Source organism: Ercella succinigenes, assembly GCF_900002895.1.
On the sequence record NZ_CDHP01000073.1, the window covers coordinates 1 to 22667 of the forward strand.

The following is a 22667-nucleotide window of genomic DNA, read 5'->3' on the forward strand; positions in this document are numbered from 1 at the left end:
TAAAGTGGTACGCGAGCTGGGTTCAGAACGTCGTGAGACAGTTCGGTCCCTATCTATCGCGGGCGTAGGAAATTTGAGAGGAGCTGTCCCTAGTACGAGAGGACCGGGATGGACAAACCTATGGTGTACCAGTTGTCACGCCAGTGGCATAGCTGGGTAGCTACGTTTGGAAGGGATAAACGCTGAAAGCATCTAAGTGTGAAGCCCACCTCAAGATGAGATTTCCCACAGTAATGGTAAGACCCCAGGTAGACTACCTGGTTGATAGGCCGGAAGTGTAAGTGCAGTAATGTATGTAGCGGACCGGTACTAACAGGTCGAGGACTTGACCACAAGTTTTTTAGGTTCAAACTAGTTTGTTCCTGATACCAGATTTTGTTCCGATTTATATTTTTGCTCGGATTCTTTGTTTTATCTTTTTCTTATTCTCTTTCCCTTGTGCAGTCTTGAGGGTGTATTTATTCCCTCTACCACTTCCGGTGGATATTACCAAGAGGTCACACCTGTTCCCATCCCGAACACAGAAGTTAAGCTCTTGTGTGCCGACAATACTTGGCTGGAGACGGCTCGGGAAGATAGGTCTCTGCCGGATTCATATTCCTCAATAGCTCAGTTGGTAGAGCATGCGGCTGTTAACCGCAGGGTCGTTGGTTCGAGTCCAACTTGAGGAGCCAGATCAGCACCTTAGTTTTTGCTAAGGTGCTTTTTTGTAATAGGAGCGGCTGATTTCTCAACTTGCTCTTTTACTCCGGGTGACTGTTTTTCACCTTATGATGTATGCCTTATTAGAAGGCATAAAATTTTTGGGAGGTTTTCAAATGAAAAAAAGAACACACTATCTTACACTTGCAGCTGTAATCGCTGCTGCTTACGTCGTATTGACACTGCCTTTTGCTCAATTTAGCTTCGGCATAGTCCAATTCAGATTGGCAGAAGCAATGACTGTGATTGCTGCTTTAACACCTGCAGCGATTCCTGGGCTTACTATTGGCTGTCTGCTGGCTAATCTGCTTAATCCAAATAATTTGGGTCCTGTAGATATTTTTGGTGGTAGTATGGCAACCCTTATTTCTGCAGTAATGACGTGGAAGATTTCTGTTTATTTTAGGCAACAAGCAGCAAATTTGAATAAGTATAGCGAAAATTCTATTTCTAATTTGAATTTTATTAAAAAAATTATTACAATTACACCTGCGGTTGCCATTAATGCTCTTGTTGTTGGCACATATTTGCCGTTTCTTTTGCTTGACGATTCTTCAGCCGCTATTACTTTAGGAACTGTTATTCTTAGTATCTTATCTATATTGTTATGTGAAGCTGTCGTAGTATATCTTATAGGATTTCCTTTGATGATCGGTCTTGCGCGCACCAATATTTTAAACAGACACATAAAATAATAAATCCAATGCTATTAATACAAAGTATGTATAAATGCAAACTGTCCAGGAGGGAAATATGTCACATTATTATGATCAAAACCCTGATGTTGAGCATAAATTTAGAATAGTAAAAGCTAGATTTTCAGGTTTGGATTTTGAATTTGAAACCGATAGTGGTGTATTTTCTCAAAAACAAATTGATTATGGAACCAATCTTATGCTTGAAACTGTTATTGAGCAGGAGGGAAAAGTAAAAGGCAGATTGCTGGATTTAGGCTGTGGATATGGAGTGGCTGGAATTGTAATGAAAAGAATTTCTCCATCCTTGGACGTTGTTATGTGCGATGTAAATCAGAGAGCACTTTCTTTAGCCAGAAGAAATGCAAAATTGAATCATACTCAGTTTGTTGATATAAAAAAGTCTGACGGTCTTGCGGAAATCGAAGGCAGTTTTGATTTGATTTTGACTAATCCACCAATTAGGGCTGGCAAAAATACAGTTTTTAGATTTTTTGAAGAATCCTTTCGATCTTTGAATAATAATGGCAAATTATACGTCGTAATACAAAAAAAGCAGGGTGCACCGTCAGCAAAAATTAAATTAGAATCATTATTTGGTAACTGTAAAGTTATTAACAGGTCTTCTGGTTATTGGATTTTACAGTCGCAGAAGTGATATAATCCCAATTGTTATGTTTATATTATTTTAGAAAGGTGTGAGTCAATTGGCTTCATGTGATTCTTGTGCTAGTAAACAGGGTTGTGCTTCTGCTAAAGATGGAGGTAGCTGTTCGGATAATGAACAGGTAAATAATAATTTTCCCGTTAAGGAAGAGCCGCATACTTTAGCAGATATTAAATCAGTAGTAGGTGTATGTAGTGGAAAAGGTGGAGTTGGAAAATCAATGGTAACTTCACTGCTGGCGAGAAATCTTGCTGCAAAAGGCTATACTGTTGGTATTTTGGATGCTGATATAACAGGCCCATCAATTCCGGTTGCTTTTGGAATGAAAGGAACTTTAAAGGGGCAGGAGGATGGCATTTTCCCTGCACAGACACATAAAGGAATACAGATTGTTTCTGTTAATTTGCTGTTGGAAAATCCGGAAGCTCCTGTTTTATGGCGCGGTCCTGTTATTTCAGGAGTTGTTAAGCAGTTCTGGACCGACGTTATCTGGGATGGTCTTGATGTACTTTTAATTGATATGCCTCCCGGCACAGGGGATGTCCCATTGACTGTATTTCAGTCCATACCTCTTGATGGACTGCTGATAGTTTCAACACCTCAGGATCTTGTTTCTATGGTTGTAAAAAAGGCAAGAAATATGGCTTTGATGATGGGCGTTAAAATAACAGGTTTTGTCGAAAATATGAGTTACGTTAAATGTCCTGATTGTGAGGATAAAATTGAAATTTTTGGTGCAGGCAAAACTCAGGCTGCGGCAGACGAAATGAATGTGCCTTTATTTGACAAAGTGCCTATTGATCCTAAACTTACCGAAAGTATTGACTCAGGTAAATTAGAAGATTTTGAAAATGAGTATCTTACAAATACCGTAGAAATGATTGAAAAGATAATTAGGGAAAAGTGAGAAAAGTGAAAAAGGAGAAAATAATAAAAACCGTATCTTTAACATTGGCCTTAGGCTTACTTCTATTATCTTCTATGACTTCCTGTAATAAAAAAGATGAAGCCATTGGAGCAGAGAATTACTCCGCAACAGCAGCTGTTATAAGCTATGAACAATTAGAGGATGAATTTGATGGCATAATATACAGAGAGCTTTTAAATTTTTCCAGACTTATAGCCAAAGCAGATAATCCTTTACTTGTTGTTTTTTATAATCCGCAATCAGAATTAAATACTCTCATTATCCCGTTGCTGGAGGAATTGGCAATTGAATACCATGGCAAATTGCAAATACTATGGATAGATGCCAATGCGGAGAAAAAATTGTCTGAGGATTTTGGTGTTGACCAGCTGCCTCAATTTACTATAGTTGAGAATGCTGTCATGAAGAGATCTTTGATAGGTTTTTCTGATCAGGGAAGTTCGGAGCTATATGAATTGATTTCTTCTTATGTAGATTAGACATACGCTAAATTATGTAATCCTTTTTCTGATACAGATTGTTTTCGTTCAAAAAAAGCGTAAATATATATCTCTTTAATGGCAGGCGAATAAAAAAGCTTGCCATTTTATTTAGCCTTTTGTTACAGTTATAATGGTGTAATAAATACAAGTGTCGTACATAAAAAGAGTTGATTCTGTTTTTTTGTTATATAGAAAACAGAAATTCTGAGGGAGGCTTTTTCATGGAAGATTTTATTCGCGAAATAGGTGAAAGACTCAAAGGAATGCGTGATGTGCTGAATCTGTCTGTGTCAGATATGGCTGCAGCAACTGATTTAAGTGAGCATGAGTACATTGAGATGGAGGCTGGTAAAAAAGATTTTAGTTTTACTTTCCTTTATAAAGCTGCTAACCGCTTTGGTATTGATCTTACAGATCTGCTAACTGGGGAGTCACCTCATCTTAGTGGATATGCTTTAGTAAGAAGTGGTGAAGGACTACCTATAGAACGTAGAAAAGGATTTAAATATCTGAATTTAGCTTATACCTTCAAGGATAGGTTGGCGGAGCCGTTTATTGTTACAGCTCCTTATGAAACAAATGCAGAAACTTGTGAGCTTTCTATGAGCAGTCATTCCGGGCAGGAAATGGATTTCATTATTTCCGGCAGTCTTAGAATAAAAATTGGTGAACATGAAGAAATTCTGCATGCAGGAGATTCCATTTACTATGATGCCGATAAACCACATGGCATGGTGGCAATAGGAGGTAATCCCTGTAAATTTTTGGCTGTTGTTATGGGTGGATGTGCTAATCAATACTAATAAGGAGTATAGGCTAAATGTTGAATATAAATAAAGAGTATATTGTTGAAAAAACTGATTCTCAGGGAATAATACAGGAATATAGTCTAAAAGTTCCTGAAAAATTTAATTTTGCTTATGATGTTATTGATAGAATTGCTGCTATAGAACCAGATAGAAGAGCAATGTTCTGGTGCAATGAAGAAGGAGAAGAGCATACCTTTTCTTTTTTGGATATGAAAGAAAAAAGTGATGCTTGTGCATCGTTTTTTCAGCAGCAGGGCATAAATAAGGGTGACAAAGTTGTTCTTATATTAAAAAGGCATTATCAGTTCTGGTTTGCTATTCTTGCTTTACACAAAATAGGTGCTGTAGCTATTCCGGCTACAAACCAGCTTCAAGTTAAAGATCTGGTATATAGATTTGATGCGGCAGATGTTAGTGCTATTGTTTGTACATCTGACGGTGATATCAGTGAGCTTGTGGACCAGGCAGAAGTAGAATCCGGCCGTAAGCTTACAAAAATAATGGTAAAATCAGAGCGCGAAGGTTGGTCTTCTTTTGAAAAAGGTTTAGAAAATTCCCCTGGATTTGTTCCTCCAACAGGGGATAAAGCACCTTCAAACAATGATATGATGTTATTATATTTTACTTCCGGTACAACAGGTATGCCTAAAATGGTTACTCATGACTTTACGTATCCTATTGGACATATACCTACTGCCAAGTATTGGCATAAAGTAGATCCAGATGGCTTACATCTGACAGTGTCAGAAACTGGCTGGGCGAAGTCTGTTTGGGGTAAACTTTATGGACAATGGCTGATGGAAGCTGGAATTTATGTCTTTGATATGGAACGTTTTGTTCCTTCTGTACTTTTGGGAAAAATTCAGAAAGATAGAATAACAACTTTTTGTGCGCCGCCAACGATTTATCGTTTTCTAATAAAGGAAGATTTATCTAAATATGATCTGTCAAGCCTTCAGCATTGCACAATAGCTGGAGAAGCTCTTAATCCTGAAGTTTATGAGCAATTCCTCAAGGCTACAGGATTAGAATTGAAAGAGGGATATGGACAGACAGAAATGACTTTGGCAGTTGTTACTAATTATTGGATGAAAACCAAACCGGGTTCTATGGGTAAACCTTCTCCTGTTTATCATATTCAATTGCTTGACGATGCAGGTCAACCCGTAAAAGCTGGTCAGTCAGGAGAAATTTGTGTTTATACAGGTTCAGGCAAGGGTGAAAATATGCCTGGTATGTTCAGTGGATATCATAAGGATCAGGATCTTACCAATAAGGTATGGTATGACGGTTTTTATCATACAGGAGATCTTGCTTGGCAGGATGAAGATGGCTATTTATGGTTTGTAGGCAGAACTGATGACATAATAAAGAGTTCTGGCTACAGAATAGGACCATTTGAGGTTGAGAGTGTTTTGATGGAACATCCGGCTGTTATGGAGTGTGCAATAACAGGAGCACCGGATCCGGTCAGAGGACAGGTGGTAAAAGCAACTGTTGTTCTGGCAAAAGGATATGAGTCAAGTGAAGATTTGCGCAAAGAATTACAGGAATATGTAAAAACGCATACGGCTCCTTATAAGTATCCTAGGATTCTTGATTTTGTTACTGAACTGCCTAAAACTATAAGTGGTAAAATAAGAAGAGTTGAAATAAGACAAGGTAAAGAGCAGGAAGGTTAAGCAATTGTCATATATTTATATCAGTTCGATTGGTCAGGATAGTCATCGTTTTTGCGAAACTGATTCTCTTGATTGTGCTAATAGAAAACTTACTCTTGGCGGCGTTGAGCTGCCAGGAGAAGTTCCTATGTCAGGCAATAGTGATGCCGATGTCATACTTCATGCATTGACTAATGCTGTTTCAGGCATAACCGGTAATAATATACTTGGTGGTGAAGCTGATAAGCTATGTCTTGAAGATGGAATAACCGACAGCAGAGAATATCTCAAACTTGCTTTGCATGATCTTGGACAGTGGCAGCTTGTGCATATATCTATCAGTATTGAAGCCAAAAAACCAAAGTTAAAAAATTGGATTCCTCAAATACGTCAGTCGGTGGCAGATCTAACAGATCTTGATGTTTCTTCTGTCGGTCTGACCGCAACCTCAGGTGAAGGATTGACTGATTTTGGACTAGGCAAAGGAATGCAAGCCTTTTGTATCATTACAGTAAAAAAAGACGACTCATGACATTGTGAACTAAAAAGACTCTTTTGAATATGCTATAAAAGCTTCTGCTAGTATAAGATCTTCAGGAGTCGTTATTTTGATGTTTTTATAATCACCATACGATAACCAGGTTTTGTAGCCTGCTGCTTCCATAACTGCAAGATCATCGGTCACAAGTTGATTTTTTTCAGTAATTTCTAAATAGGCAGAAAAAAGTTCTGAATATACTCCCCCTTGAGGTGTCTGCATAGCCCATAAACAACTCCTGTCTAAAGTAGTATCAACCATGAAATCTTTTGCTGATTTGATAGTATCTTTAACAGGAACCGCAGCTCCACAGGTTCCTTTAAACTTAATTATAGCTGCTAAGCAGCGATTAATTATTTCGGTATTTACAAGACAACGTGCTCCGTCATGTATTAAGACTAAAGCTTCCTTTGAAGGCTTTTGAAATACGGAAAGATCTTTGAGCCCATTTAATACAGAGTGTTGTCTTGTTTCACCGCCTGTTGAAAAACCAATAAATTTTTTGAAATTATATTTATCAAAAAGTTCTTCCATTGAATTCAGATCTTCTCTGGAAACAATTACTCTAAAGCCATTAATTTTTTCCATTTGATCAAATATTAATGCTGTTCGAATTATGGTAGGCACTCCTTTTATTTTCAGAAATTGCTTATTTTTTCTGCTTCCCATCCTGCTGCCTGTGCCTGCTGCTGGAATTAGTACATATATTTCTTGCTCAGGTAAAAAATTCATCTTAAACCATCCTTCGTATTCATTAAGCAAAAATAATATCAAATGCTTCTTTTAAATTGTCTACATAATAAATCTTGAAATCGTCAGGCAGTGATGTGTTTTCAAGTTGCCGTTTATTTCCCGAAGGCAAAATTATACCAGAAAAGCCCATCCTGCTGGCTTCCATAGTCCTTTTGTCTGCCTGAGTAATTGATCGTATTTCACCTGTTAATCCTATTTCGCCGCATATAAGAATTCGATCTGGTACAGCTTTATCATTTACACTTGATAAAACTGCACTTAACATAGCAAGATCTGCAGCTGTTTCACTGATTTTCAAACCACCAATTACATTAATATAAGCATCAAAATTTTGAAACCCGATTTTCAAATATTTTTCGGCAACTGCCAGAAGCATATTAAGGCGGTTTCTATCATACCCCTGAGCCATTCTAAGCGGGAAATTATTACTCGTTTCATTAACAAGAGCCTGAATTTCCATAAGAAGTGGTCTTGTTCCTTCCAGACAGGCGGTTATAACAGATCCGGCAACCTTGATTGGCCTTCCCGCAAGCATTGCCATTGAAGCATTTTCAACACTTAACAGCCCTTTTTCTGTCATCTCAAACACACCCAGCTCATCAGTAGCACCAAATCTGTTTTTTACGGCTCGCAGCATTCTGTAGTTTTGCAGGTTTTCCCCTTCAAAATATAAAACGGTATCTACCATATGTTCTAAAACCCTTGGTCCGGCAATTGACCCATCTTTGGTAACATGCCCTACAAGGACTATCGTAGTCTGAAGCTGTTTGGCAATTCTTAGCAGCCCGGCAGTAACCTCCCTGACCTGACTAACACTTCCTGGCGCCGCACTGACAGTATCCGCATACATTGTTTGGATAGAGTCAATTATCGTTAAATCCGGTTTAAGTTTGCTGATTGCTTCTGCTATTGAAGAAAATTCAGTTGCAGCAAGTAATCTTATTCCTGGATTACCTGCACCTAATCTATCAGATCTCATTCTGATTTGTTGTAAGGATTCTTCACCTGAAATATACAAAGTTTTAGAGTTTTTTGGAGAAAGACCTGCCGTTTGCAGCAAAAGAGTAGATTTACCTGTGCCTGGATCTCCTCCTATAAGAACGAGTGAACCTTTGACCAGACCTCCTCCAAGAACCCTGTCAAGTTCCGACAAGCCTGTTGGTACGCGCAGGGTATCTATAGTATCTATATCCTCAACGGATTTAAGTCTTTTTTCTATGGTTTCATTATTTTCACTACCATCAGATATCCAGCTGCCTCGAGAGTTATTTTTGCTGTTTTTCTCGGTTTTGAGCTCTTCTCGCATTGTATTCCATGCACCGCAGCCAGGGCATTTTCCGAGCCAGCCACTTGTTTCATGTCCGCATTCAGTGCAAAAATAAGATGTTTTTGTTTTTGCCATGTTATCATTCCTCGTATAATTCTTTATATAGTCAGAAAATCACTACATCAAGATATCATAAAATAGTGATTTGCTTTTTTGGCTAAGAAGTTTATTCAATAATTATAACAATATAATTGTGCATAATGTATAAATACTTATCAAAAATTTTGCTTGAAAACCAAATGGTACTACCTTTATAATACAGATACAACTCAGTTGTATGTACAACTTGTAAATGTATTTTAGAGAGAAGGTGCTTGTTTTGCAGTCCCCTAAATATCAGTCTATACAAAATCATATACTTGATCTGATAAAAAGGGGAGAGCTTGTGCCGGGAGACAAGGCTCCTTCTGAGAATAAACTGGCTTTCGATTTTGGCATCAGCCGTCAGACTGCAAGACATGCTCTTACAGAACTGGTAGCCAAGGGTGTACTAATCAGAAAGCAGGGAAGTGGAACTTTTGTAAATAGCAATGCCCGCCGAATCGGAGTATGTATGACACATCTTGATACATATATTTTCCCAGACATAATAAAAGGAATAGATGAGAGTTTAGGTGAGAATAATATTTCCCTGGTTTTGACAGGAAGCAGAAATGACCTGCTGCAGGAAAAAAGCAGCATAGATTATCTTTTGTCTCAGAAACTGGACGGTTTAATCTGGGAACCTGCTCTTACTGCTGATCGAGGAGCTGATGATCAACTGCTGCAAAGGGTAAAGCAAAGTAATCTGCCGGTTGTGCTGATTAACAGCTCTTTGCCAATGGAAAATGCAGGGATGGTTCTGACAGAGGATGTAGAAGGCATGGCTATGCTTACAAGACATTTGATCGAAAAAGGTCATAGATCAATAGGTGGAGTATTCTGTTCAGATATGACACAAGGCATCAGGCGTTATAAAGGCTATCGGCAGGAAATAGCAGATAAAAGTATGGTTTTTAATGATGATCAGGTAATTTGGTTTAAGTCTTCTGAATTAAACACCTGTTTTATTAAAAAAATTAATGATTATCTTAACAAAGTTATAGCTAACAAGATAACAGCAATTTGTTGTTATAACGACATGACTGCAGAAATTGTTATGAAATGTGCTTTTGAAAAAGGTTTAAAAATACCGGAAGACTTTGCCATAACGGGATTTGATGCTGTGGAGAGATTAAATATGTTATCAAATTCTGGTGAAGTAATTTCTAATAATTTGGAAGATGATGAGCAAGTAAAACCTTATCTTACAACTATTAAGCATCCTTGTTCTGATCTAGGCAGAGAAGCCGTGGAGCAGCTTCTCTCTTTGATTGGTGGAAGTAAGGCAGAAATTTTAGAAATGCCTGCTGAGCTGGTATACGGGCTTAGCACGCTTTGAAATGTTGGTCTGCCGGTTAAACCGGTTATCATAATAAATTGGAGGTAATATTAAAATGAACAAAGATGTATTGATCAGCAATATCCCGGAGGTTAAACTGGGATTGATAGCGGTTAGTCGAGATTGTTTCCCTGTAGAGTTGTCCAGATCACGACGTGATCAGATTGTCAAATTACTTACAGAGCAGAATAAAAATCTGGTTTATTCCGAAACTATTGTTGAGAATGAGCTTGATGCCAGAAAGGCACTCTCTGAAATAAAGGAGCAGGGTGCCAATGCTTTAATCGTTTATCTAGGCAATTTTGGTCCTGAAGGTCCAGAAACTTTACTTGCAAAAGAATTTGATGGTCCTGCTATGTACTGCGCAGCAGCTGAGGAAACTCAGGATAACCTTATGAATGGTCGTGGAGATGCTCTTTGTGGTTTGCTTAATGCTTCATATAATTTGGCTTTAAGAAACCTGAAAGCTTATATTCCTGAATATCCTGTTGGCAATCCTGAAGCAATTTGTAATATGATCGAGGAATTTGAACCTGTTGCACGTGCTATTATTGGTATCAAAGGATTAAAAGTAATCAGTTTTGGTCCCAGACCATATGATTTTCTTGCCTGTAATGCTCCAATTAAAGGTCTATATGATTTAGGTGTGACTATTCAGGAAAATTCAGAACTGGATCTCCTGGTAGCATACCAGAAGCATGAAGGTGACCCTAGAATTGCTGATGTAGTTGCGGATATGGCTTCTGAGCTTGGTGCAGGCAATGATTACCCTGGCATACTTGAAAGACTGGCTCAATATGAACTTACTCTGATTGACTGGTATCAGGAGAACAAAGGTGCTGCAGATAGCGTAGTATTTGCTAATAAATGTTGGCCGGCTTTCCAGACAGAGTTCAAGTTTGTTCCCTGTTATGTTAATAGTCGTCTTGCTGCGAGAGGTATTCCGGTTTCTTGTGAAACGGATATCTATGGTGCCTTGTCAGAATTTATTCTTGCTTGTGCTACACTTGAAGTCCCCACTTTGCTTGATATTAACAACAGTGTACCTCAGGATATGTTTGATTCTAATCCTGAAATAGTAAAAGGTTACCAGCTTACAGATCTGGTAATGAATTTCCATTGTGGAAATACTGCTTCATGCATGCTTAAACCGGGAACAGCAGCTATGAAATACCAGCTTATTATGAAAAGGAGCCTTGAACCTGATACAGAACCTGATATTACACGTGGAACACTTGAAGGTTCAATCAATCCGGGGGCAACCACTTTGTTTAGATTACAGTCAACAGCTGATGGCAAAATGAGAAGTTATATAGCTGAGGGTGAAATTTTAGATATTGATCCTCGCTCTTTTGGTGCCATAGGTGTATTTGCAGTTCCTGAGTTTGGCAGATTTTACCGCCATGTTCTGGTTGAGAAAAACTATCCACATCATGCAGGTGTTGTTTTGGCAAAAGCTGGCAAAACTCTCTACTCAATAGTAAAATATCTGAATATAGAAGATATAGCATTTAATCAGCCGAAAGGAATGCTCTACCCAAGTGAAAATCCTTTTGCCTGATTATGTAAGAAATTTTTGATTGTGAAAGGAAAAAACTATGGATAAATTAATTGAGCAGACTTTACAGGCTAACCTTGACTTGCCCCGTCATAATCTTGTTGTCTTTACCTGGGGTAATGTTAGTGCTATTGATCGTGAACGCAATCGAGTTGTTATAAAGCCAAGTGGTGTGCCTTATGAAAAACTTGAAGCAAGGCATCTGGTTGTACTCGATCTTGATGGAAATGTTATTGAAGGCACTTACAGACCAAGTAGTGATACAGCGACACATCTTGAACTCTACAGACAGTTTCCTAAGCTGGGCGGTATAGTTCACACACATTCCAGATGGGCTACGATATGGGCACAGGCATGCCAGGATCTGCCGGCATATGGTACGACACATGCTGACTATTTTTATGGATCCGTACCTTGCACAAGACATTTGAGCGAAGAAGAGATTGCCAATGATTACGAACTTAATACAGGTAAAGTGATAGTTGAAACTTTTAAAGAAAGAAATATTGATCCTGTTGCTGTGCCAGGAGTTCTGGTTGCAGGTCATGGTCCGTTTACATGGGGAAAGGATGCGGCTGATGCAGTTCATAATGCAGTTGTTCTTGATGAATGTTCAATGATGGCCTTAAATAGCCGTCAGCTGACACCTGACCTTAAACCGCTTGATCAGCATCTTTTGGACAAGCACTATCTTCGTAAACATGGTAAAAATGCGTACTATGGACAAAAATAAATCATTATGTCTGAGTTGTAAAAATTAATTCTAAAAAATTTAACAAAAAGCTTATGTAGAAAAAAACCTCCTGCTTGTGGTATTCTGATACCCATGCAGGAGGTTTTGCAATATGAATAAGTCCTGGAAAAAGAATTATGATCCCTGGTTCAAAGACACTCTTAATTACCCGCAGGCAACTTTATTTGAGATGGTAAATGATACAGCACATCTGTATCCTGATTATATAGCCTTGGATTTCTTAGGTAGTAAAATGTCTTACAGTCAGTTATCAGCAGATATAGAGAAGGCTGCTGCATCATTAACTGAAATAGGTTTTACAACAGGTGATACCGCTACTATTTGCTTGCCTAATACACCACATGCTGTTATTTTTTTCTATGCTGTTAATAGGCTTGGGGGAATATGCAACATGGTGCATCCTCTATCACCAGCTGAAGAAATGTCTCATTATCTAAAAACTACTGACAGTCAATGGCTGATAATTCTTGATGCTATGCTGCCAAAACATCTTGATATGCTCAAAAAATCTGATGTTAAGAAAACTATCGTTTGTTCAATTATGGATTATCTGAAACCTGTTACAAAAATTGGTTTCTATATAACTAAAGGCAAAAAGATTCCTGCTGTACCTGAACTGGACAGCATAATTCTATGGAAAAACTTTATAAACAGTGGTTTAATGACCGTTCCATACAAGAGATTAAAATCTCCGCATGAATGTGCTGTGTACCTTCATAGTGGAGGAACAACCGGAGATCCAAAAACTATAATGCTATCTTCGGATAACTTTAATATTCTTGCCTATCAGGGGCCTCAAATAGTAGGCTTTGATATGAATGAGGCATTTGATCCCAAAGGTTTGTCAATGGTTGCTATTTTGCCTTTGTTTCATGGATTTGGCTTATGTATGGGTATGCATACTATGCTTGTAAACGGTATGACATCTATTCTTGTGCCACAGTTTTCCCCTGAGGTTTTGGCAAAAGTTATTATAAAAAACAAACCTTCTTTTATTGCTGCTGTACCTACTTTGTTTGAAGGGATCCTTAATAATTCCGGATTAAAAAAAGCAGATCTTTCATGTCTAAAAGCAGTATTTTGTGGTGGTGATACTTTGCCGCCGGAGTTGAAAAAACGTTTTGATATTTTTGTAGCAGAAAGAGGCGGTAAAGTCAGTCTAAGAGAGGGTTATGGTCTAACAGAAACGGTGACTGTTTGTGCAGTTAATCCTGAGCAAAAATCAAGAGCCGGAACAGTAGGTCTGCCGTTGGCAGATGTTTTGATGGGCGTTTTTGAACCTGGAACAGACAAAGAAGTTGAAGTCGGTAAAGAAGGTGAATTCTGTGTGCATGCACCGACAACGATGATAGGTTATCTAAAGGATCCTCAGGCTACACAGGAAGCTGTACATACTCATTCAGACGGTCTTAAATGGGTGCATACAGGTGATTATGGATATATGGATGAAGATGGTTATTTCCATTTTCGACAAAGACTGAAAAGAATATTAAAGGTTTCCGGCATTCCTGTTTTCCCGTCACAAGTAGAAGATGTGATTTCACAGGTTCCTGGAATCCGAATGGTTTGCGCAATAGGTATACCTCATCCTTACAAAATGCAGGTTGTTAAGGTTTTTGCCGTACCGGAAAATGAAAATGCAGAACAAGAAGATTTTGATTTGCTAAAAAAAGAAATACTTCTGACGGCAGAGAAGCATTTGATAAAATATGCGGTTCCTAAGGAAATAGAGTTTTGCAGTGATCTCCCCAAAACAAAGGTTGGAAAAATAGATTATGTTGAGCTGGAACGTAGAGAAATATCCAAAAGAGAAGCCGCATTATAACAAACAATTGCCTCAAGATCAGTCTGTGATATATCTAATGATGAAAGTCTTATCAACTCATCATAAGGATGCCACATCGGGAAATCAGATCCAAAAAGAACCCTATTGCTGCCAAATTTATCAATAAGACCAAGTATGCTTTGATCTTCCATGAAGGGAAAAGTGCTGCTGGTATCAACATATACATGATCAAGGCCTGACAATTGTTCTACAGCCTCTTTCCACTGGCTCCATCCACCAAAATGAGCGGCTATTATTCGGCATTCAGGTCTTTTCTCGGCTAGATTTCTGATTCTGGACGGGTGAGAGAGATCATACCTATGATCTCCTGCATGCAATAGCACAGGATATTTTTCTCCAACCTGGCTGCATACTTCCATGACAAAGTCAGAATCAGCAGCCATTTTCTGAAAATCGGGATGTAGTTTTATTCCCTTAAGTCCCAGAGACTCTATTTTGGCAAGAGTATTGTTAATTTCAATCGCAGACTGAAGCGGGTGGAGTGTACCAAATGCGATCATTCTAGAATTGGCAGATTGCTGAATCGATAAAAAAGAATTTATACTTTCAACCTGATTTAGGGAAGTTGCTGTTGAAAAAACTACTGCTTTGCTTATTGATGCCTTATCAATTGCAGCAATAAGATTATCGGCTTTACCACTTCCGCTCATTTCTATATTGTAAAAATCTCCAATAGATTTAATTGCTTTTTCTGCTATCTGATCTGGGAAAATATGAGCATGGATATCAATTATATTAGCAAGCCCTTTTAATTTGCTTAAGTTATGCTTATTTTTCTCGCTGTTAAATTTATTTGATTTTTGCAAAATAATGTCTCCCTATTTGTCTTTTTGATTTATTATTTATTGCACAATCTAGTGGAGGCTTGTAGCAATAGTGACTTCTAACTATCTGATTTTAATACCCATACAGTTTGTGCGCAATACAAAAAAAGATTTTTAAAATTTTTTTGTTACATCTAAGACTTTTACCGGTCATGATAATGAAAATTTTTTGTCAATTTGATGTGATATAATATCAGACAGTAATGCTTATCGGAGCTTTCAATTAGTTTAGGAGGACGTTATGCGTCACCGCAAAAACATTATTAGAATGATAGCGGCTATAACATTAATTGTTATTGTATTCACATTTTCAACTGTGAACATATATGCCATAGGTCAGCCTGACTACAATGTGGACAGCTATGAAATTATTGTTTCAGTTAATTATGATGGCTCTGCTACTGTTACAGAAAACTTGTTCTACGATTTCAATGAAGATAAAAGTTCCATAGATTTTTTTGTTAATCTTGATAGAACTGCCAGATTAGGGGAAATACAGGTTTTGATTTCAGATAAAAATCCTGAACCTGTTTTAGAATTCAATCAAAACGAAGATGATTTTCTAATGATGCAAAATATGCTTCTTGCTGATTCTGATGCTGCAATTGCTACTCCTATGACATATACACAGACTGATCAGGAAGATGCCTCACGTTTAAGGTTGCATGCTTTTTTTGAAAAAGACACTACCAGAAGGGTAGTAATTAACTATAACCTTACTGAGTTGGTGCGCCGATCCGAAGATACTGCTTTTATCAAGCAAAGACTTGTTGGTTTACCTGATAATATTGAAATTTCAAAATTAAATATAAAATATGTGTTTCCATATCAGCCAAATGAGGATAGCAGATTTGATGTAATAAGCAATTTACAATCTCAGAAAGATGCTTTGAAAGTAGATCAATGGCAATTGGAGTGGAGTGATATTGAGTCTGGTCAAGATTTGGAAGTTTCTATATTAATGCCAAGCGAACATTTTTCTCAAGTCGCAGTTTCTAATGATTTGCCGCTACGTGATGAGTTAATTGAGTCAATTGAAGGTAAAATTGATGATGTAGAAATGCGGCGTTCATTATTGAACTCCGTGAGAGCCTTGATTTTCTTTTTTTTGATATTAGCGATTATATTTTTACTTCTCATATATTTTATTTTTGATAGAGAAGGTATGTCTGGATTCAAAGAAAAATATTTACTGCCTGAGAAGATTGATTATCCTCCGGCCGTGATGAGTTTGTTGATGCGCAATAGTAAGCCAGGCATACTTATTATGTGTACGCTTATAGATTTAGTTAGAAGAAATGAACTTGAACTTGAAGGTCTTGTTTTTACATGGAAATATCCTGAAAGAAATGATTATTCAGGGTTTAAAGCATATGAAATATTTTTACTTCAATGGTTTTTTGATCGTGTAAGTTCAAAGCAGCATACTTTATCTACGGTTCAGATTAAAGAATATGCAAGGGATAGAAAGACTTCTGACGAATTTAGAGAATACTATGATCAGTTCAAACAGCTTATTGACGAAGAACTGCCTTTATATGGATTGTTCGATGAACAAAAAAGTCGATATGGAAAAGTAATTGGTATATCTTTGTCGGCATTGTATCTGATTCTAGGAGTAGTGACATCAATTGTTTTGATGTCATTTATAGGCTTGCTCTTATTGGTTCCGGCAGTGATTTTTTTCATATATGGATTGTCACTGCGGCATTTATCCCCAAAGGGCAATTATGAATATTCGCGTGGTAATGCTATAAAAAGATATCTCAGTAGTTTTTATGATATAGATAACCTTACTGAGATTCTTATGCCAGACTGTAAAAATCTTATTGATATTTTGCCATACGCCATTGCCCTTGACCGTACAAAGCTTTTTATGAGACAAGTAATTCAACTGGTAAAGGGCAAGGATATTTGCAGCCAGGAGTTTATCTGTGCTTACCAGAGTGTTTCTAACAAAGCTAAGCTGAATAATAAATCCAAAGATTCTCCGGCTGCTAAGGCGGCTTCTGCCGAACAAATAAGATTATTAGGCAGAGATCTCGTGGCAATGGAATCTATGTTGATTGCAAGTTTTTACTTGTCATCAAGCTTTCATCTCATAGAGGATCATTTGTGAAATTTGAGTTTGGAAAATATTTTTTTTAGCCTGGTTTGAAATCCTATTGTCTTGTTCCAGAGGTTTTTGGCCGTTTCCTTTACAAAGTCGCTGATTTGTTTGCATTTAGTGATTAATGCTATTTTATATTTTTCCGGTACAGGTGGGATAGGATAAATAAGTCGTCTTTGTTTGTGATAATTTATACCGACCCAGACTGTCAAACCTATGATTAGTGTGCCGGCCAAAACGGTTAAAATAATTTTCGCAACCGGGATTTCAGTTTTCTCCTCTTGCGGCACAGGCTGATTCACTTGAAGAGATTCCCAGGGTGCTGTAACTTTTAGCTGGTAGCCTGAAATATCCGGTTTCCAATTGTTGGGCAGCAGACTTTTGGATACTGTTCCTGACAAAGGTTCCGAAAAAAATTGATCCCAAGATTGTAGATCAAAATTTTCAGGTGCATAATATCCGTGAAGCTGACTCAGAGTTTCTGGTGCAGCTTCAGTTGTAGTTGAATCATAAGCATAAACTGTAATTGCATATGCTTCTTCAGGATCCATATTGTTAACTTTTCGTTCGAGAGAAGTGTCTGCCTGCAATATCTGAATTTTACCTTTACTATCTTTTATTTCTATTATATAACCGGAAACCGCAATGTTGTCCTGTGCAGCAGGCCATCTTATAATTAAAATATTATTTTCTGCAAAGTCTGTGGTTAAGGTCTGGTTTTCAGACCAAGCAGGTAATATATGGTCTGAAGTTTCAACATATGAAAACCTGTTTCTATCAATAATGGAAACAGTTCCCAGTTGTCCTTTATCCCCTCTTCCTGCTGCTCCCAGCTGACCGGTGCTGCTCATAACCAGGCTATGATTGCCTCCTGCAGCAAGGGCATCAAATGGGGAAAATAAATTCTCAGTATGATCCAGTAATCTGAAATTTACTTCTTCCGGTTTATAAAAAATTTGCCCGTTTTCTAATCCTAGCTGACCATAAGAATTATTACCCCAAACCAATAATCTTTCTTTGCCTGTTTCAACAAGAGCAACTTCTGTTGTTTCTTGATCTATAATTTCAATCTGCTCAGGAACAGAAGCAAGAACATGGGCAAATCCCACGGCAATATTCGATAATCTATCATTAGTATGGGCATTGTCTCCCGTTAAATCTATACGAGCCGGTCTTAACCGCATTGTTCCGCTGCCGCTTGTATCAGACACTCCCAATTGTCCTAGGGAATGATCTCCCCAAGTATAAAGATTTTGATAATTGCCATAATCAGCTACTGCTAAAGCAAATTCATATCCTGCATATATCGACGTAATATTTTCTATATCACTTACCAGAGACGGCATCTGATTTATTTCAGTAGTGCCATTGCCTGCTTGGCCTTTGCTGTTGTCACCCCAGGAAAAAACCTGACCTTCTGTATCAAGATATAATGAAAAATGTCCACCAGCTGCTATTGCGATAGCTTCAGAACTTTCATCTGCTATCATTTTAGGGCTTGCTACCCTTCTTGCTACTACCTGGCCTGAGTCTTCAAGCTCTTCTGAAGGTGACTGAGCAAGCTGATAACTGGTATTGTTTCCCCAGCCCCAGACGCTACCGTCTTCACCCAGAGCAAGTGAATGATAACTGCCGGCTGCAACAGCTTTTATTTTAGGCAAACCCTCAATTTTTACTGCTTCCGATTTGTTTTCATAGGAGCCATCTCCCAGTTGACCAAAAGTATTTCGGCCAAAACTATAAACCTCTCCTGCTTCCGTAAGTACAAGTGAATGCCAGGCTCCCAGGCTTATTTCTACAGCTTTTCCGGGAAGTTCTAATAATTCCGGGGAATCAAAATAGTCTTCTTCAGCAAATCCAAGCTGACCATAACTATTATCACCCCAAAAATAAAGGCTGCCATCATAGTCTATCATAGCACTATGAGAAAAACCTGCTGCGAGACGTACAGCTACGGCATTATCACTTTCTTTTGCTTCGGCTATTATATTATTCTTCATAATCAAAAGAACAATAGCCATTATACATACTAACAAGCTTATTTTTTTTGCGATTAATCTACCTGTGATTTTTGGGGTTCTATCTGTATTTTCCACTGAAGTTTTTTCTATGAAAACTGACATATATTCTTCTTCCTCTTAATTACAATAATCATTTTATTTTTATAAATTGCTGGATACACTTGTCAAACAAGGATACAATAATTACGACAGGGTATTATATCATAAGATTATGTACAAATTGTGCTTTGAATAATAGAGGTATATTTTGAAAAATATAAACTGGATGGATATTATTCCGCGATCTGTTACAGAATTAATTTTCAGGCTTAATAGTCATGATTATGAAGCCTGGCTTGTAGGTGGCTGTGTACGTGATATGGTACTCGGTATAAAACCAAGCGATTATGATGTAGCAACAAATGCTAACCCAGATCAAATTCACGATTTGTTTGATCACTGCTTAGACACGGGAATTAGACATGGTACAGTGACGGTAATTATGTCTGATCTTCATATAGAAGTAACAACTTTCAGATCAGAAGGCCCATATAGTGACGGGAGACGTCCGGATCATATAAAATATGAGAGTGAGCTGCTACCTGATTTAGCAAGAAGAGATTTTACAATAAACAGTATGGCATGGCACCCTAAAAAAGGGTTGCGGGATCCTTTTAATGGTATAGGAGATCTACAGCATCAGATTTTGAGATGTGTTGGATCTCCAAAGGAAAGAATAATGGAAGATGCTCTTAGGCAACTGAGGGCTGTCAGATTTGCACTTACTTATGATCTCAAACCTGAGCAAAATTTGCTAATCGCCATTAAAGAGAACTATTCAGCAATTTCAAAATTAAGCTCTGAAAGGGTGCTGGCAGAACTTATGCGGCTTATACGCGCTCCGTATGCACATGCTGTTAATTACTTTTCCGGTACACATTTGATGGCAGAAGTTGTAAAAAAGACTTTAGATATGTCTATAGATGATAAAGCTTTATGTAAATCTCTATCCTGTTTCATTCAGCCTTTTTGGAATAAAGGACAGATCTGGCCGGTTTTATACTGTGCATCTTTGATGGCAAAAATAAATGCACAACCATCAGATACACAATCAAATGATCTGCCCGATTCTTTTTTGATCGAGGACTGGTACAAAATTGCATTAAGTCTGAGTGTATATAAGCTTACAGAATTGCCTGTACAGCTTGTTCGCCGTACAAGGCTTTCTCAGACTATGGCCAGACAGTCTCATGCGATTCTTATAATGATTGGTATGAAACTGCTTTTTGAAAAATCGTGTAGAACTGCTTACGGCAAGAAAAACACTTTTGACAGATTTCAGCAGGAAAAAATTCTGAGAATAATTATTAGAAATACAGGGCGTGTCAGTAAGTTAAAATATGAATTGATTCTGCCTCTGGTAGGTCTAAGCTGGAGTGTTTTAAGATCTCTTGCTGCGGATGATTTATTGCGTAAATCGATTGACGATGATTTAAAAATGATACGCACCTGGCATAGTTTTCCTATGGAAAGCATTTCCAGTTTGGAACAATTACCGATCAGAGGTGACCATATAATCTTTGCTCAACTTAAAGATAAAAGCAACATAGGTATTTTATTGGAAAGATTGCTGTCGTTTTGTATTTTGAATAATAATATACCGACAGAAGATGAAGCAGTAAATATGATTAGAAACTGGACTTTTAATGAAACCGTAAATGAAAGGAATCTGTCATATTGAACGACGTTTCAGTGTGATATAATAGCTTGGGTATGAAATCTATTTTCAATCTGGACAAAAGATTGAATTTTATACATAAAAATATGTCTTAATAGTAGATTAAGAATAAGATTTTAATTTAGGCACAACAGGAGGATCATTATGGCTAAACCTATTCGTACTGCCACTTCTCGTATTGCAACTACTGTGAATGCAAGGTTCTACCCTTCTTCAGGAGCTAGTGATACTTTTTACCTTGACGGAAGATTAACAGGACGTCGTGAACATAGAGCTGCTGATATAACATTAGATAGAGAGGATCGTGGATTTTTCTATTCAGTCTTTGCCCATCTTGGCAGTCAGCATGCCGATGAAGTAACTACTACAAGACTTCGAAAATCTCTCGATAGAATTTTGCTTGACGTCAAACAGCATGGTAGAAATATTGACGCAGAGATTAATGAGCTTGCGGAGTGTGCAGTGGACATAGCCGGACGCATGACTTTGCAGCACGAAGGTGTCAGACAACCATATTTTGCAGGAGTTATTGTTAAAGATTCAGAAATTGCAGCAATTACTATGGGTGGTGGCTGTGCATATTTATACAGGGGAGATGTTCTTTACCCATTAACTTCAGATGATTTTCCTCTGGAGGCAATAGATCTGAACGGGAAAAGCGTTCCCGGTCATGATGTTTATTGTGCAGGGGTTGCCGGTACGGTCAGATATTCTAATATAGCTCAGCTTCAGGAAGATGATTGTCTGATTGTCTGCAACAAAGAATTGATGGAAGCTCTCGGACAACGTGAAGTGCTGCGCTTATTATATGAAGCTGAAGATCAGGCAGATGCGGCCGGATTGATTATTACCGCTGCTGCCGCGAAACTGCCGGGAGTGCCTCTTCAGTTTATGATAGGTTTTGTTGAAGCTATAAATGCGATGGAAAAACAAGGCGGCCGTATGCCTTTTGGAAGGGGATTAGCAGGCGCCGGCGCAGCAGCTGCTGCCAAGGTACCATCTTCACCAAGGGGAGGATATTCTCAGTCTGAAGATGCCGATAGTGATTCTGGTTCATATGATTCTGAGTCTTTATATCAGCCTAATGATGATCTGGAAGCAACTCCGGCAGATATTACTGCAGATAATTACGAGTCTGATATGCCTGCTTATGGCAATGCCGCTTATCCTTCGCCAGATGATGAGTATGATATGCATGATGACGATTATTATGATGATGAGCAGATGCAAACCAGTAGTAAAAATAAAAAAATTGCCTTTTACCTTATTTTAGCAGCTATTTGCATTGCTTGTCTTTTTGCTATTTATAATATGATATTTGGCAGAGGCGATGATGTAGATAATACAACTACCACTCCAATTGTTACGACTACTACAGCACCGGCTGAAACTACCGATCCTTCTGAAACTACAGAAACAACAGCTGAAACCACACAGGAAACGACAGTAGAAACAACAACCGAAACTACACAGGAGACAACAGCCGAAACAACAGCCGAAACAACTCAGGAGACGACAGCCGAAACGACGTCTGAGACAACAGCCTCTGCCGGAGACGAGAGAGTTCATACTGTAGCAGATGGTGATACTTTATTTAAAATTGCAAGTCAGTATTACAGCTCTAATATAAATGAAATGGTTGAGCTGATTAAAGAATATAATAACTTGACTTCAGACAGTATACAGCTAGGTCAGGAGATAAAAATACCTTCTGTTGATTGATAGAAAAGTAGATGTGTTTGCTATATTGCTTTTCAATACTACAGTGATAATTAAGACGAGATACACTTGCCAAAATACCTGAATAAGATTTATACTGCCAGTAAATATTGTTAGATATAATTTGAATAGAAAA

18 protein-coding genes, 1 tRNA gene and 2 rRNA genes are annotated in these 22667 nt (G+C 38.0%); 17 read left to right on the forward strand and 4 right to left on the reverse strand.

The genetic code is table 11. The features are described 5' to 3' along the window. The 10 genes from AC0KSB_RS15310 to ispF all read left to right on the forward strand — a co-directional run. Window positions 1–333, forward strand: a 23S ribosomal RNA gene (locus AC0KSB_RS15310); the annotation flags it as partial. A 142-nt stretch (window positions 334–475) separates the two neighbouring features. After that, window positions 476–592, forward strand: a 5S ribosomal RNA gene (rrf, locus tag AC0KSB_RS15315). A 6-nt stretch (window positions 593–598) separates the two neighbouring features. Continuing rightward, window positions 599–674: transfer RNA gene (locus AC0KSB_RS15320), tRNA-Asn, on the forward strand. A gap of 144 nt (window positions 675–818) precedes the next feature. Beyond that, window positions 819–1397 carry a QueT transporter family protein gene (locus tag AC0KSB_RS15325; RefSeq protein WP_472310715.1) on the forward strand — a complete coding sequence of 193 codons (579 nt, stop codon included), beginning with the start codon at window positions 819–821 and terminating at the stop codon, window positions 1395–1397. A 58-nt stretch (window positions 1398–1455) separates the two neighbouring features. Continuing rightward, the gene (locus AC0KSB_RS15330; RefSeq protein WP_472310717.1) at window positions 1456–2055 is read left to right on the forward strand and encodes a class I SAM-dependent methyltransferase; all 600 of its coding nucleotides are present in this window, start codon (window positions 1456–1458) and stop codon (window positions 2053–2055) included. Window positions 2056–2095: 40 nt separating this feature from the next. After that, on the forward strand, window positions 2096–2971 hold the full coding sequence (locus AC0KSB_RS15335; protein ID WP_472310719.1) for a P-loop NTPase: 876 nt from the start codon (window positions 2096–2098) through the stop codon (window positions 2969–2971). A gap of 5 nt (window positions 2972–2976) precedes the next feature. Beyond that, window positions 2977–3471: a thioredoxin family protein gene (locus AC0KSB_RS15340; protein ID WP_472310721.1), complete on the forward strand. Its 495-nt coding sequence runs from the start codon at window positions 2977–2979 to the stop codon at window positions 3469–3471. A gap of 224 nt (window positions 3472–3695) precedes the next feature. After that, a complete protein-coding gene (locus AC0KSB_RS15345) occupies window positions 3696–4277 on the forward strand; it encodes a helix-turn-helix domain-containing protein (protein WP_472310723.1) in 582 nt (193 codons plus the stop codon). Between the two features lie 17 nt (window positions 4278–4294). Next, entirely contained in the window at window positions 4295–5965 is a 1671-nt protein-coding gene (locus AC0KSB_RS15350; protein ID WP_472310725.1) for an AMP-binding protein, read from the forward strand. Between the two features lie 4 nt (window positions 5966–5969). Further along, on the forward strand, window positions 5970–6476 hold the full coding sequence (ispF, locus tag AC0KSB_RS15355; protein WP_472310727.1) for a 2-C-methyl-D-erythritol 2,4-cyclodiphosphate synthase: 507 nt from the start codon (window positions 5970–5972) through the stop codon (window positions 6474–6476). Between the two features lie 9 nt (window positions 6477–6485). Here the strand turns inward: ispF and ispD are convergent, their stop codons facing one another. Both ispD and radA read right to left on the reverse strand, forming a co-directional pair. Then, window positions 6486–7214 (reverse strand): 2-C-methyl-D-erythritol 4-phosphate cytidylyltransferase, encoded by a 729-nt coding sequence (gene ispD, locus AC0KSB_RS15360; protein WP_472310729.1) that lies wholly within the window; start codon window positions 7212–7214, stop codon window positions 6486–6488. A 22-nt stretch (window positions 7215–7236) separates the two neighbouring features. Continuing rightward, a complete protein-coding gene (radA, locus tag AC0KSB_RS15365) occupies window positions 7237–8637 on the reverse strand; it encodes a DNA repair protein RadA (RefSeq protein WP_472310731.1) in 1401 nt (466 codons plus the stop codon). A 244-nt stretch (window positions 8638–8881) separates the two neighbouring features. Between radA and AC0KSB_RS15370 the strand changes: the two genes are divergently transcribed. The 4 genes from AC0KSB_RS15370 (at window position 8882) to AC0KSB_RS15385 (ending at window position 14119) form a co-directional block, all read left to right on the forward strand. Further along, window positions 8882–9982, forward strand: a complete 1101-nt coding sequence (locus AC0KSB_RS15370; RefSeq protein ID WP_472310733.1) for a substrate-binding domain-containing protein — start codon at window positions 8882–8884, stop codon at window positions 9980–9982. A 73-nt stretch (window positions 9983–10055) separates the two neighbouring features. Beyond that, entirely contained in the window at window positions 10056–11543 is a 1488-nt protein-coding gene (locus AC0KSB_RS15375; protein WP_472310920.1) for an L-fucose/L-arabinose isomerase family protein, read from the forward strand. Between the two features lie 37 nt (window positions 11544–11580). Next, window positions 11581–12273 (forward strand): L-ribulose-5-phosphate 4-epimerase, encoded by a 693-nt coding sequence (locus tag AC0KSB_RS15380; protein WP_472310735.1) that lies wholly within the window; start codon window positions 11581–11583, stop codon window positions 12271–12273. Window positions 12274–12385: 112 nt separating this feature from the next. Beyond that, window positions 12386–14119, forward strand: coding sequence for a class I adenylate-forming enzyme family protein (locus AC0KSB_RS15385; protein WP_472310737.1), 1734 nt, complete (start codon window positions 12386–12388; stop codon window positions 14117–14119). Here the strand turns inward: AC0KSB_RS15385 and AC0KSB_RS15390 are convergent. After that, window positions 14068–14946: an amidohydrolase family protein gene (locus tag AC0KSB_RS15390; RefSeq protein WP_472310739.1), complete on the reverse strand. Its 879-nt coding sequence runs from the start codon at window positions 14944–14946 to the stop codon at window positions 14068–14070. The genes AC0KSB_RS15385 and AC0KSB_RS15390 overlap by 52 nt on opposite strands. 259 nt (window positions 14947–15205) lie before the next feature. Here AC0KSB_RS15390 and AC0KSB_RS15395 point away from each other — a divergent pair, with 259 nt between their 5' ends. Continuing rightward, window positions 15206–17083 carry a DUF2207 family protein gene (locus AC0KSB_RS15395; RefSeq protein ID WP_472310741.1) on the forward strand — a complete coding sequence of 626 codons (1878 nt, stop codon included), beginning with the start codon at window positions 15206–15208 and terminating at the stop codon, window positions 17081–17083. Here AC0KSB_RS15395 and AC0KSB_RS15400 read toward each other — a convergent pair. Next, complete coding sequence (locus tag AC0KSB_RS15400) at window positions 17074–19197, reverse strand: RCC1 domain-containing protein (protein ID WP_472310743.1); 2124 nt, start codon at window positions 19195–19197, stop codon at window positions 17074–17076. The genes AC0KSB_RS15395 and AC0KSB_RS15400 overlap by 10 nt on opposite strands. 145 nt (window positions 19198–19342) lie before the next feature. On the opposite strand from AC0KSB_RS15400, the gene AC0KSB_RS15405 reads away from it, so the two are divergent. Further along, window positions 19343–20815, forward strand: coding sequence for a CCA tRNA nucleotidyltransferase (locus AC0KSB_RS15405; RefSeq protein ID WP_472310745.1), 1473 nt, complete (start codon window positions 19343–19345; stop codon window positions 20813–20815). Window positions 20816–20956: 141 nt separating this feature from the next. Further along, window positions 20957–22534, forward strand: a complete 1578-nt coding sequence (locus AC0KSB_RS15410; protein ID WP_472310747.1) for a LysM peptidoglycan-binding domain-containing protein — start codon at window positions 20957–20959, stop codon at window positions 22532–22534. The last annotated feature ends 133 nt before the right edge of the window (window positions 22535–22667 follow it).

Coding starts and splice junctions, on each gene's coding strand:
- AC0KSB_RS15325 (WP_472310715.1), top strand. CDS start 819: ATGAAAAAAAGAACACACTATCTTACACTTGCAGCTGTAATCGCTGCT.
- AC0KSB_RS15330 (WP_472310717.1), top strand. CDS start 1,456: ATGTCACATTATTATGATCAAAACCCTGATGTTGAGCATAAATTTAGA.
- AC0KSB_RS15345 (WP_472310723.1), top strand. CDS start 3,696: ATGGAAGATTTTATTCGCGAAATAGGTGAAAGACTCAAAGGAATGCGT.
- AC0KSB_RS15350 (WP_472310725.1), top strand. CDS start 4,295: ATGTTGAATATAAATAAAGAGTATATTGTTGAAAAAACTGATTCTCAG.
- ispD (WP_472310729.1), bottom strand. CDS start 7,214: ATGAATTTTTTACCTGAGCAAGAAATATATGTACTAATTCCAGCAGCA.
- radA (WP_472310731.1), bottom strand. CDS start 8,637: ATGGCAAAAACAAAAACATCTTATTTTTGCACTGAATGCGGACATGAA.
- AC0KSB_RS15380 (WP_472310735.1), top strand. CDS start 11,581: ATGGATAAATTAATTGAGCAGACTTTACAGGCTAACCTTGACTTGCCC.
- AC0KSB_RS15385 (WP_472310737.1), top strand. CDS start 12,386: ATGAATAAGTCCTGGAAAAAGAATTATGATCCCTGGTTCAAAGACACT.
- AC0KSB_RS15395 (WP_472310741.1), top strand. CDS start 15,206: ATGCGTCACCGCAAAAACATTATTAGAATGATAGCGGCTATAACATTA.
- AC0KSB_RS15400 (WP_472310743.1), bottom strand. CDS start 19,197: ATGTCAGTTTTCATAGAAAAAACTTCAGTGGAAAATACAGATAGAACC.
- AC0KSB_RS15410 (WP_472310747.1), top strand. CDS start 20,957: ATGGCTAAACCTATTCGTACTGCCACTTCTCGTATTGCAACTACTGTG.